This is a genomic window from Nocardia lijiangensis NBRC 108240 (genome assembly GCF_001613045.1).
GTDB lineage: Bacteria > Actinomycetota > Actinomycetes > Mycobacteriales > Mycobacteriaceae > Nocardia > Nocardia lijiangensis.
This window is the reverse complement of the sequence record NZ_BDBP01000001.1, coordinates 123,654-136,046: the sequence shown is the minus strand read 5'-3', so window position 1 is coordinate 136,046 and position 12,393 is coordinate 123,654. Positions and strand designations below refer to the sequence as shown.

At 70.0% G+C, this 12,393-nt stretch carries 9 protein-coding genes; 7 read left to right on the top strand and 2 right to left on the bottom strand.

What is annotated here, in order from left to right; genetic code table 11:
* Window positions 1–3: 3 nt before the first annotated feature.
* On the top strand, window positions 4–1,122 hold the full coding sequence (locus NL1_RS00570; protein WP_245673023.1) for a lysophospholipid acyltransferase family protein: 1,119 nt from the start codon (window positions 4–6) through the stop codon (window positions 1,120–1,122).
* Window positions 1,123–1,319: 197 nt separating this feature from the next.
* On the opposite strand, the gene NL1_RS00565 is transcribed toward NL1_RS00570, so the two are convergent.
* Both NL1_RS00565 and NL1_RS00560 read right to left on the bottom strand, forming a co-directional pair.
* Window positions 1,320–2,645 carry a family 1 glycosylhydrolase gene (locus NL1_RS00565; protein ID WP_067832741.1) on the bottom strand — a complete coding sequence of 442 codons (1,326 nt, stop codon included), beginning with the start codon at window positions 2,643–2,645 and terminating at the stop codon, window positions 1,320–1,322.
* A gap of 151 nt (window positions 2,646–2,796) precedes the next feature.
* A complete protein-coding gene (locus NL1_RS00560; protein ID WP_084510187.1) occupies window positions 2,797–3,840 on the bottom strand; it encodes an alpha/beta fold hydrolase in 1,044 nt (347 codons plus the stop codon).
* Between the two features lie 651 nt (window positions 3,841–4,491).
* Between NL1_RS00560 and NL1_RS00555 the strand changes: the two genes are divergently transcribed.
* The 6 genes from NL1_RS00555 to NL1_RS00530 all read left to right on the top strand — a co-directional run bounded on the left by NL1_RS00555 (window position 4,492) and on the right by NL1_RS00530 (window position 12,254).
* Window positions 4,492–5,721 carry a cysteine desulfurase family protein gene (locus NL1_RS00555; RefSeq protein WP_067832737.1) on the top strand — a complete coding sequence of 410 codons (1,230 nt, stop codon included), beginning with the start codon at window positions 4,492–4,494 and terminating at the stop codon, window positions 5,719–5,721.
* Window positions 5,721–6,839, top strand: a complete 1,119-nt coding sequence (gene mnmA / locus NL1_RS00550) for a tRNA 2-thiouridine(34) synthase MnmA (protein ID WP_067832735.1) — start codon at window positions 5,721–5,723, stop codon at window positions 6,837–6,839. Before NL1_RS00555 ends, mnmA begins: the two co-directional genes overlap by 1 nt.
* A gap of 192 nt (window positions 6,840–7,031) precedes the next feature.
* Entirely contained in the window at window positions 7,032–8,090 is a 1,059-nt protein-coding gene (locus tag NL1_RS00545) for a methionine synthase (protein WP_067832962.1), read from the top strand.
* Window positions 8,091–8,160: 70 nt separating this feature from the next.
* On the top strand, window positions 8,161–10,275 hold the full coding sequence (gene ligA / locus NL1_RS00540; protein WP_067832732.1) for an NAD-dependent DNA ligase LigA: 2,115 nt from the start codon (window positions 8,161–8,163) through the stop codon (window positions 10,273–10,275).
* Window positions 10,276–10,375: 100 nt separating this feature from the next.
* Window positions 10,376–11,068 carry an SDR family NAD(P)-dependent oxidoreductase gene (locus tag NL1_RS00535; RefSeq protein ID WP_067832960.1) on the top strand — a complete coding sequence of 231 codons (693 nt, stop codon included), beginning with the start codon at window positions 10,376–10,378 and terminating at the stop codon, window positions 11,066–11,068.
* 64 nt (window positions 11,069–11,132) lie between these two features.
* A complete protein-coding gene (locus NL1_RS00530; RefSeq protein ID WP_084510196.1) occupies window positions 11,133–12,254 on the top strand; it encodes an S-adenosylmethionine:tRNA ribosyltransferase-isomerase in 1,122 nt (373 codons plus the stop codon).
* Window positions 12,255–12,393 lie beyond the last annotated feature (139 nt).

Sequence of the window (12,393 nt, the reverse complement as noted above, 5' to 3'; positions counted from 1 at the left end):
ACCGTGGTGTTCGAGGCGCCGCCCGCGCAGGCCGTGCACGCGTGGATGCCGTCGAGCCCCTGCGGGCCCGGCTGCATGGAGCCGATCGGTGAGATCGGCACGGCGCGGGTGGTCGCCCGCGCGCTCGGTATCGCCGGGCTGCTGCTGACCTATCCGGTGTGCCACCTCGCGATCCCCGCGGGACGGCGGGCGGACGTGCAGCGCGGATACGCGCGCGTGCTGCTGCGCTGTCTCGGCATGCGGCTTCGGGTGGTGGACAACCGGATTCCCACCGACCCGGTGCCCGCCGAACGCGCCATCGCCTCGCGCGTCGGCGCCGAACGCGCTGCCGCCGCGGCCGCGGCCGCCGATGTCCGCTACGCCGATCCCGGCACCGGCGTGCTCGTGGTGACCGGGCACATCGGCTGGACCGACGTGGTCGCGCTGGCCGCAGTGCAGCCGCTCGGGTTCGTCGCGCGGGCGGATCTGATCGACTGGCCGCTGATCGGCGGGCTCGCCAAGCTCATGGGCGTCCTCCCGATCGAACGCGAGCGGCTGCGTGAGCTGCCCGAGATCATCGCGCAGATCGGCGCTCGCCTCACCGCGGGCGAACGAGTCGCGTTCTTCCCCGAGGGCACCACCTGGTGCGGACGCGCCTACGGCACCATGCGGCCCGCCCTCTTCCAGGCCGCGATCGACACCGGCACCTTCGTGCAGCCCGTGCGGCTGCGCTACCTGGACGGCCACGGCGATCGCTGCACCGTGCCCAGTTTCGTCGGCGAGGACACCTTCGGCGACTCGGCCCTGCGCGTGCTGCGTTCGCGCGGCATGATCGCCGAGATCACCCTGGAAACGCCGGAGTACCCGGGCCTCGACCGCAAGGATCTGGCTCGCCGCTGCGAACTCGCCGTGCGCGGCGCTGAGCTCCCGCGCCACTCGTCGACCGACACCGAATGGATCGAGGCCACCGCGACCCGCGTGCAGGACCCGGCTCCGGCGCAGCAGGATTCGGCGCGATCCGGCGGGGCGGGCGAGCATCACGGCGTCGGCCCCCGCGGCCTGCGCAGCAGGGCGGTCGCGCTCTTCCGCGGCCGGGATCGGTCGGCGCATCCGCGTCAGACCACCGACGGCACGCGCGCCTGAATCCTGAGTCGGCCGCGATAGACGAGATCTGCCGCTGTCGTGAGCAGGGGCTTGGCCGGCGTTGCTAGATTTCAGATCGCTACCGCGGGATCGCGCTCGGATCAGCAAGCTGCGCATGCGCTGGTGAATGGCGCGCGCCGGCATCTGCGCGGCACACAGCTACTCCCTCGACACCGGGCAGTCGGAGTGCTCGCGGTCTAATCAGGGAGGCCGACCGTTTGATCGCAGCTTTCGGGCGGGTCTACCAGTGCGCATTCGGCGGGCGGACGAGTCGGTCGGTAGTTCGCGGGGACCCCGCCGGATCGGATGATCGTGCGGTAGGTCTCGACGGCGTCCGTCGGTTGGCGGGCCAGGGTGGGGTCGGTGCGGACGTCGACGGTGTAGAGGCCGAAACGGGGTGTGTAACTGCCCCATTCGTAGTTGTCGGTCAGGCTCCAGTAGTTGTAGCCGACCACGTCGATGCCATCGGCCTTGGCGCGCTGCAGCCAGTAGACGGTGTCGCGGAGGTGTTCGGAGCGGGTGTAACCGTCCGCCCGCGGGAGGTCGTTCTCGGTGGGCATCCCGTTCTCGACGACGTACAGCGGGCGGTCCGGGAATAGGCGCGAATAGTGCCGCAGCGCGTAATAGATGCCCTCGGTGCGAATCGGCAGTTCCCAAATCGCGGGGCCCTGGATCGAACCGCCCTGTACCGACTGACCGGATTCCGGCAGCACCGCGAAATAGTAGTCGACGCCGATGAAGTCGAGCTTGTCGGCGATCCGGTCGACCATCGGCTGGTTGACCTCGGTCTCGGCCCCCGCAACGTAACCGAAGTTGCTGGTGACCTGTGCGTTGGGCGTGGCGCGGTGGATGGTGTCGTAAATCGTGTTGTGGGCCTGAGCCATTCGGTCCAGCATCGCGGGAGCCTCGTCGACGGTGATGGCGCCGATACGCAGCTCGGTTCCGACATATGCGGCGGGCTCGTTGAAAGTGACCCACAGCGGGTTGCGAGAGGCATAGCGGTTGACCACCTTTCGCATATTGACCAGCCAATCCTCGACCATGCCCGGATTGCGCCAGCCGCCGCGATCACTCGCCCAACCCGGGTACACCCAGTGGTCCAGGGTGAGCATCGGCCGCATCCCTGCCGCGACGATACGGGCGATCACGTCGTCGTAGAACCTGAATGCCGCGGCGTCCCAGATTCCCGGTTCCGGCTGCAATCGAGCCCATTCGATCCCGATCCGATACACCCGAACCCCGAGCCGCGCGGCCAGATCGATATCGGAGGCATAGTGGTTGGTGAAGTCGACCGAATTCCCATACTCGTCCCCGGCTGCGCCCGAATCGATGTAGCGGGTCCAGTTGCTCTCGGGCGCGTACCCCTCCGACTGGAACCCGGACGACGCGACACCCCAGAGAAACTCGTTGCCGAACGGCACGACGGTCGCGTTCGCCGAGGGGGCCGCGACGCCAGGCAGGAGCAGTGCCGTCGCGATCGTAACGAGTGCGACCAGGGTGTGCCAGCGCTTTGGTGTACGCATCGAACTCCCGTCCCGTCCGGCTCTACTCGGTCGTGCGCGCGCCGCCCGGAGCTCGATCGCCGCCGGGTCCGCACGATGATCGCCAACCGTAACTGTCGGATTGCTGAATCTTTCGAGCCACATCGACCGGCGCTCGATACCCGGTCCTGAGTCAGTTGTCGGCCGGTCGCCACTGCCGGATCGCGGCGACGATTTCGTCGGCGGCGTCTTCCTGGATGTAGTGGCCGGCGCCATTGAGAAGAACCGTCCGATGGTCGGCGAACAGTTCCTCCCAGTGACGGCGTTCGGGGGCGCGGAAGGCGACATCCTTGGTGCCCCACACGATCAGTGCCTGCCGGTCCCGCACCGCGTCGAGGCCGCGCTCGACTGCGGCGAGAAACGGTCGGCTCGCCAGGATTTCGCGGGGGAACACATGGACCGGCTCGCGCGATTCCGGTGTCAGGAAGGGGCCGCGGTAGGCGTCCATTACCACCTTGTCCAGTTTCTTGCGCCGCACGCCCACGGGGATGATCCGCTCGACGAAGAAGTTGTGCCGCCGGATCAGCCAACCGCCGACCGGGCCGCCCAGAAACCGAGAGAAGGCCTGCGTGCTCGGGTCGGATTTCGGCCAGGCCCAAGTGTTCCCGATGACGAAGGCCACGAAGCGATCCGGGTGCCTCACTGCCGCGGCGAATCCGATCGGTCCACCCCAATCCTGCACCATCAGCGTAGCCTCGCGCAGGTCGAGCCGGGAGATCAGTTCCGCCACGACCCGGGCATGCTCGGCGGGTGTGAAGCCGTAGCCGGGTGCCGCCCTGGACAGCCCGAAGCCGGGATAGTCCACCGCGATGCAGCGGAATCGGTCACGCAGACCGGCGATGATGTCGCGGTAGAGGAACGACCAGGTCGGATTGCCGTGCAGCAGGACCAGCGGTGGCCCGCTGCCTTCGTCGAGGTAGTGCACACGCGAGCCGTCGATCTCGGCGAAATGACTGGAATACGGGTACAGCTTTTCCGGTACCCAGGTCGGGCGGATGGGAGTGCTGGCTTCCTCGCTCACGCTACTACCTCCGATCGCCTGAACTTCATCGTCGACCAAGCATGGACGACAATGAACGCGACGCGGAGCAAATCGGCAGCAAATACTTGAATCGTAGAAACCGGTCGAGAACCTGTCGTGGCGTTCACCGCAGTGCGGTCCCGTTCCGTGCGGCATGCAGTTCACGGCGGATCGTCGCCGCGACCCCCGTCTCTGGCCGAGACGGTGCAGACAGTTCGCCCAGCCCACGCAACTGTTGACGGGAGATCTTGCCGGTGCGAGTCGTCGGGAACCCCGACGTCACTCATACGCAGCCATTGTGAGGCCGCTCTCCCCGATCTGACGTCCGCGTTATGTAGCTGCAGCGAGCGCGGTGATGTCGACGCCGCACCGTCAACTCTGATGAAGAGATGTTCGATCGGTTCGCCAGCCAGGTCGAGGCGGACGACTTCCCGGGGGCATATCGACCATCGCCTCGGCGTCGGCAGGCCTCGCGCATCTCACCGAGAGCGCTCGAACCCTCGGCTTGTCGGCACCGTCGCCGCCCGACCCGCGGCCTGATCGGACGTGGTGACGACCCGCGTGCCGTACGCCCGTCCTCCGACGGCTCGCGGGACCTCGGGCACTTCCCGGTTGTGCGTTTCCCTGCGCGAACTGGTCGTCGTCATAGGCGAGAGGAGCCACAAACTTCACATCCGAAGGGCCCGCTCCGCCGCGCGTGCGCTGGTGTGGACCACGGACGGGAAGGTCGCAGTTCACGGCAGGTGCCGTCGGCCCACACTCGGCCGGGAATAACGGCGCACTCGCTGCGGCTATCCTTTACTGGTCATGAAGTCGGCTTTTTCGGGTCCGGTCACCGGTGCTGCGCCCCAGACGGTCTACCTCGATCATGCGGCGACCACACCGATGCTGCCTGCCGCGATCGAGGCGATGACGGCTGCCATGGCGCGGCCGGGGAATGCCTCGTCGGTGCACGGATCGGGTCGCGCCGCGCGCCGGTTGCTCGAGGAGGCGCGCGAGTCGATCGCCGCGAATCTGGGCGCCCGGCCGTCCGAGGTGATCTTCACCTCCGGTGGCACCGAGAGCGACAATCTGGCGGTCAAGGGCATCTACTGGGCACGCAGGGACGCCGAGCCGCGCCGCACCAGGATCATCGCCAGCTCGATCGAGCATCACGCGGTCATCGACGCGGTGGAGTGGCTGGAGCAGCACGAGGGGGCGCAGGCCACCTGGCTGCCGGTGGACGCCGACGGCGTGGTGTCGCCGCGCATGCTGCGGGCGGTGCTGGCCGAGCACCCCGACGAGGTCGCCCTTGTCACCGTCATGTGGGCCAACAACGAGGTCGGCGCGATTCAGCCGATCGCCGAATTGGCCGCGGTGGCACAGGAATTCGGCGTTCCCATGCACAGCGACGCGATCCAGGCCGCGGCCCAGCTGCCGATCGATTTCGCCGCGAGCGGCCTTTCCGCTGCGAGCTTCGCAGGGCACAAGGTCGGCGGGCCGCACGGTGTCGGCGTGCTGCTGCTCGGCAGGCAGGTGGCATGTGTGCCGCTGCTGCACGGCGGCGGGCACGAGCGCGATCTGCGCTCCGGCACCTCGGACACCGCGGCCGCGGTCGGCCTGGCCACCGCGCTGGAGGCCACCATCGCCGAACTGCCTACGCGCACCGCCGAATTGGCCGCGCTGCGGGACGCGCTCATCGCGGGCGTGACCGCGGCGGTGCCGGAGGCCGTGCTGAACGGTCCGGCCGGCGCGCAGCGTCTGCCAGGCAACGCGCACTTCACGTTCCCCGGCTGCGAGGGCGATTCGCTGCTGATGCTGCTGGACGCCGCCGGGATCGAATGCTCGACCGGCTCCGCCTGCAACGCGGGCGTTGCCACGCCGAGTCACGTGCTGATCGCCATGGGCGTCGAGCCCTGGGTGGCGCGCGGCTCGCTGCGATTCTCCTTGGGGCACACGTCGACCCGCGCCGACGTGGACGCCCTCCTCGATGTCTTGCCCCAGGTGGTGGAGCGGGCCAGGGCCGCTGGCCTTGCCGGTGCGAAAGGTGGTGTGTGATGCGGGTACTCGCGGCGATGAGCGGTGGTGTCGACTCGGCCGTCGCGGCGGCGCGCGCCGTCGACGCCGGGCACGAGGTGGTCGGCGTGCATCTGGCGCTCTCGGCCACCCCCGGCACGCTGCGCACCGGTTCGCGCGGCTGCTGCTCGAAGGAGGACGCGGGCGACGCCCGCCGCGCCGCCGACGTGCTCGGAATCCCTTTCTACGTCTGGGATTTCGCGGATCGCTTCAAGGAAGACGTGATCGACGACTTCGTGGCGGCCTACGCGGCGGGCGAGACGCCCAACCCGTGCCTGCGCTGCAACGAGAAGATCAAGTTCTCGGCGCTGGCCGACCGCGCGGTGGCGCTCGGCTTCGACGCTGTCGTCACCGGCCACTACGCCCGGCTCGAGGACGGCGTGCTGCGCCGCGCGGTGGACGCCGACAAGGACCAGTCCTACGTGCTGGCCGTGCTCACCGCCGAGCAGCTCTCCCGCGCCATGTTCCCGGTGGGCGACACCCCGAAGCCGCAGATCAGGACCGAGGCCGCCGAGCGCGGACTCGCGGTGGCGAACAAGCCGGACAGCCACGACATCTGCTTCATCCCTTCCGGTGACACCCGCGCCTTCCTCGGCGCCAAGATCGGCATCCGCCCGGGCGCCGTGGTGGACGCCGACGGCACCGTGCTCGCCGAGCACGAGGGTGTGCACGGCTTCACCATCGGCCAGCGCAAGGGTCTCGGACTGGGGGGCCCGGCGGCCGACGGCAAGCCGCGTTACGTCACCGGTATCGACCCCGATTCCGGCACCGTGCGGGTCGGCTCGGCCGAGGACCTGCGGGTCTGGACGGTGCGCGCCGAGCGCGCGATCTGGACCTCGGGCTCGGCGCCGGACGGTCCGATCGAGTGCGTCGCGCAGGTGCGCGCGCACGGCGGCACCGCGCCCGCGCTCGCCGAGGCGGTGGGCGGCGGCCTCGAGGTGCGGCTGCGTGAACCGCTGACCGGCGTCGCCAGGGGACAGGCCGTCGTGCTGTATCGACCGGACGCGCTCGGCGACGAGGTGATCGGCAGCGGCACCATCAGCGGCACCTCGCACGCGGAGCACCCGGCCGACGACACGACGAGCGTCGAGGCGCGGTAGGCCGAGCGCTCGACGCGCACTCCGCACGCTCGGTGCGCGGTAGTGTCACGAGGCCGCGTCCGGGCGCACCCCGGCGGAGGTCGGCGCGCCGTCGACACCGGCGGCATCCATCACACATCGAATGGGTAGGACGTGGTGAGCGAAACCGGTACTGGCGCTGCGGATTCCACCGAGCGCGGCGCGGTCGACCCGCTGTCCGGCGGCATCGCGACGGCCGTGGGGTCGTGGCCGGGCACCGATCCGCGCGAAGCCGCGAACACCGTGCTCGGCGAGCTGGCCGAGCTGACCCACCTGCCCGAGCTTCCGGGACGCGGTCTCGGCGCCGACATGATCGGCCGTGTGTCGGCCCTGCTGGTGGACATGCGCTTCGACACGAGCACTCGCGGCTACCGGCTCGCCGCGCGTCCCGGCGCGGTCTCCCGCCGCGCCCGCGATCTGCTGCGCGCCGACCTGGACGCGCTCGAAGAGGCATGGGAGACATCGGGTTCGGTGGGCACCGGACGCGTCGTCAAGGTCCAGGCCACCGGACCGCTGACGCTGGCCGCCGAGGTCGAGCTGCCCGGCGGGCACCGCGCGCTCACCGATTCCGGTGCGCTGCGCGACCTTTCGGAATCCCTCGCGGAGGGCCTCGCCCAGCACGTCGCCGAGGTGGGTAAACGGCTCGGCGCGCGGGTCGTATTGCAGCTCGACGAGCCGTCGCTGACCGATGTGCTGAACGGTTCGCTGCGCGGCGTCAGCGTGCTGAACACCGTGCGCGCGATGCCGGGACCCGAGGCGCTCGCCGTGCTCGACGGGGTCATCGAGGCGCAATCGGCCCCGGTGCTGGTGCACAGCTGCGCCGAGCCGCCCGCGCTGGCCTTTTTGCGCCGCAGCGCGGCCGCCGCGGTCGGCTTCGATGTCGCGACGATCGGCACCCGCGATCTCGACAGCATCGGCGAGACGCTCGATGCCGGGAAGCGACTGGTGCTCGGGCTCGTGCCGACCACCGACCCCGCGACCAGGACCGCAGCGCAGGCGACCAGGAGTACCGCGGCACCGACACCGGTGACCTGGCGCGAGATCGCGGAACCCGGCGTACGGCTCATCGATCGGCTCGGCTTTCCGCGCACCGCGCTCGCCGAGAGTGTGCTCGTCGCCCCGGCATGCGGGCTGGCGGGCGCGCCGCTGTCCTGGGCCCGGCGCGCGCTGAGCCTGGCGAACGAGACGGCCCGCGCCTTCGCCGAAGACCCGGAGTCGCTCACCTTCTCCTGACCGGTCCCGGCCGGGCAACAGGGCGTCGACGTGCGGGAATGTGTCGGTGCGCTCGACTACTGTGCCTCTCGTGAGTGACAGCGACAGTGCGGTGGTTCCGGCGACGGCAGAGCAGCGGGTGCAGTGGCAGCAGCTCGCGGACGAGGTGCGCGAACACCAGTTCCGCTACTACGTGCGCGACGCGCCGATCATCTCCGACGGGGAGTTCGACGAGCTGCTGCGGCGGTTGCAGGCCATGGAGGAGGAGCACCCGGATCTGCGGACCCCCGATTCGCCGACCCAGCTGGTCGGCGGCGGCTTCGCGACCGATTTCACCCCGGTCGACCATCTGCAGCGGATGCTCTCACTGGACAACGTGTTCAGCTACGACGAACTACGCGCCTGGGCCGCGCGCGTGGAGGCCGAGACCGGCCCGAACCTGCACTACCTGTGCGAGGTGAAGATCGACGGCGTCGCGCTCAACCTGGTCTACGAGAAGGGCAGGCTGGTACGGGCCGCGACCCGCGGCGACGGCCGCACCGGCGAGGACGTCACCCTCAACGCGCGCACCATCGACGACGTCCCGGCCGAGCTATCCGCCACCGACGAGTTTCCCGTCCCGGACCTGCTGGAGGTGCGCGGCGAGGTGTACATGCGGCTGGAGGATTTCGAGACGCTCAACGCCTCCATCGTGGCCGAGGGCAAGCCGCCGTACGCGAACCCGCGCAACACCGCGGCCGGTTCGCTGCGGCAGAAGGACCCGTCGGTCACCGCGCGCAGGCGGCTGCGGATGATCTGTCACGGCTTCGGCCGCATCGAGGGCTACACCCCCGCCTCGCAGTACGAGGCGTACCGCGCGCTGGCGGCCTGGGGACTGCCGGTCTCCGAGCACACCCGGCGGGTGCAGGGTGTGGAGGCGGTGATCGAGCGGGTGGCCTACTGGGGCGAGCACCGGCACGACATCGAGCACGAGATCGACGGCCAAGTTATCAAGATCGACGAGATGTCACTGCAGCGTCGCCTCGGTGCCACGTCGCGCGCGCCGCGCTGGGCGATCGCCTACAAGTACCCGCCCGAGGAGGCCACGACCAAGCTGATCAATATCGAGGTCAATGTGGGGCGCACCGGGCGGGTCACCCCGTTCGCGGTGATGGAGCCGGTGTCCATCGCGGGATCGACCGTGGCGATGGCGACGCTGCACAACGCCTCGGAGGTCAAGCGCAAGGGCGTGCTCATCGGTGACACCGTCACCATCCGCAAGGCGGGCGACGTGATCCCCGAGGTGCTCGGCCCGGTGGTGGACGCACGCACCGGCGAGGAACGCGAGTTCGTCATGCCGTCGCACTGTCCGGAGTGCGGCACCGAGCTGGCGCCGGAGAAGGAGGGCGACGCCGACATCCGCTGCCCGAACCAGCGTTCCTGCCCCGCGCAGCTGCGGGAGCGGGTGTACCACGTGGCCAGCCGCAACGCCTTCGACATCGAGGCGCTCGGCTACGAGGCCGCCATCGACCTGCTGAAGTCCGGCGCCATCACCGACGAGGGCGACCTGTTCGACCTCGACGAGCCGCGCCTGCTCACCACCTCGCTGTTCGCCAACAAGGACGGCAGCCTCTCGGCGAACGGCAAACGGCTGCTGGACAATTTGAACTCCGCCAAGGACCGTCCGCTGTGGCGCGTGCTGGTCGGCCTGTCGATCCGGCACGTCGGGCCCACCGCCGCCAGGGCGCTGGCCGCCGAGTTCGCCAGCATGGAGCGGATCGAGTCGGCCACCGTCGAGGAGCTGGGCGCCGCCGACGGCGTCGGCCCGACCATCGCCGCCGCGGCGGCCGAGTGGTTCACCGTCGACTGGCACCGCGCGATCGTCGAGAAGTGGCGCGCCGCCGGCGTGCGGATGGAGGACGAGCGCGACGAGTCCATCGAACGCACGCTGGAAGGCCTGTCGATCGTCGTCACCGGTTCGCTGCAAGGCTTTTCGCGCGACGGTGCGAAGGAAGCAATCCTGGTGCGTGGCGGCAAGGCGGCGGGCTCGGTCTCCAAGAAGACCGCGTTCGTGGTGATCGGCGAGGCGCCGGGTTCGAAGGCGGCCAAGGCCGAGGAGCTCGGGGTGCCGATCCTGGACGAAGACGGTTTCCGGCTGCTGCTCGAGCACGGGCCGGAGGCGGTGACGCCCGCGGCGTCCGAGGTAGAAGAGGGCGCCGAGGAGTAGCCCCGCGGCCGGTGATTGCGCGCGGTGGTGAACGGCACTTGACCTGAACCATGCTTCAGGTATGACGATCGGTCGGGTAGGCAACTATCAGGAGACCGTCATGACTCACCGTCCCACCGCCCTGATCACCGGCGCCTCGGCCGGGCTCGGCCTCGCACTCTCCCGCGCGCTGGCCGGGCGCGGCTGGCGGGTGATCGGCACCGCCCGCCGCGGCGACCGGCTCGACCGGGTCCGTGCCGAGCTCGGCGCCGCGTTCATCGCCGTCACCGGCGATGTCACCGATCCCGCACACCGCGCCAGGCTGACCGAAATCGCCGAAGGGGCCGGACCGCTCGATCTCGTGGTGAACAACGCCAGCAGGCTCGGGCCCAGCCCGCTGCCCCGGCTGGCCGACTATCCGCTCGATGAACTCGAGGCCGTCTATCGCACGAACGTCGTGGCCCCGCTGGCGATCCTCCAGGCGGTGCTGCCGCTGCTCGATCTCGGCGGCGTCGTCATCGACATCAGCTCCGACGCCGCCGTGGAACCGTATCCGGGATGGGGTGGATACGGTTCGGCCAAGGCGGCGCTGGATCAGCTCACCGCGATCCTCGCGGCCGAGCACCCGGAGCTGGCGATCTACTCGTTCGATCCGGGCGATATGCGCACCGAGATGCACCAGGCCGCGTTCCCCGGCGAGGACATCTCCGATCGGCCCGAGCCGGACACCGTTGTGCCCGCGTTGCTTCGGCTGCTCGACGAACGGCCGAAGAACGGCCGCTACACCGCGGCGGATTTCGCGGTGGCGCGATGAGTGAGCGAATCATGTGCCAGTGCGCATCGCGCACGCCGGAGCCGAGCGCTGGCGAGGTGGAGGCATGAGTGGCGAAGCGTCGACCGTGCCCGCGCGGGGCGAGCCGCGGCACCGTCCATTGTCGAAACACGGAAATATCGGGGCCGCAACGGGTTCCGGCGGATGGGCACGGTCCTTCGAGCTGCCGGACCGGTACAACGCCGATGCCCCGCCGGAGACACGCGGCACGGCGCGGGACGGTGTCCGGCTGCTGGTCGCCGGAGATCGGCTGACACACGCGCGGTTTCGAGAACTTCCGCGTTACCTGCGGCCGGGTGACCTTGTGGTGGTGAACAATTCGGCGACCACCTCCGCCGGAGTCGACGCCGCCATTGCGGACCTGCCGATCACTCTGCACTTCGCCACCTGGCTGGACGACGGCGGCTGGGTGGTCGAGGCGCGGACCCGCGAGCGCACCCCACTGCCGAGCCGGAAACTGCGGGCGGGCACCGTGATCGAGCTGCCGGACGGAGCACGCGCGACACTGCGCGGGACGTGGCTGCCGGGGGCGCGCAGGCTGTGGATCGCCGACGTCACCGTGGATCCGCGAGTTCTCATGAGCGAGCACGGGCGACCGATCACCTACTCCTACGTGCCGCGGCGATGGTCGCCCTCGTACTACACGACGGTGTTCGGGCGCGTCCCTGGCAGCGCGGAAATGCCGAGCGCCGCACGACCGTTCACGCACGACGTGGTGCTGGACCTGGTCAGCTCCGGGGTCGCCCTCGCTCCGATCACCTTGCACACGGGCGTCTCCTCGCCGGAAGCCGGAGAACCTCCGAGCCCGGAGCGCTTCGCCGTGCCCCCGGCCACGGCACGTCTGGTGAACGACACCAGAGCCGCGAACGGCCGGGTCGTCGCGGTCGGTACCACGGTCACCAGGGCGCTCGAATCCGCCGCCGACACGGACGGACGGGTGCGCCCCGAGAGCGGGTGGACCGAACTCGTCCTCGGCGCGGATCGTCCCGCCCGGGTGGTCGACGGGCTGATCACCGGCTGGCACGCGCCCGGAGCGTCGCATCTGGACCTGCTGGTCGCGGTCGCCGGGGACTCCACCGTGCGCCGCGCGTACGCCGAAGCGCTCGATACCGGCTACCTATGGCACGAGTTCGGCGACAGCGCACTGCTGTGGCGCGGCGGCGGCTAGCGAAGCGTGATCGGCACTGCGGCGCTTCAGGTCTCCCATGGCGCTGAGGTCTTGCACGGCGCTGGGGTCTCCTACGGCGCCGGAGCTCTCCTAGCGCATCGGTCGGAGACGCGGCGCTCGCCGAGTTCGGAAGCGGCGG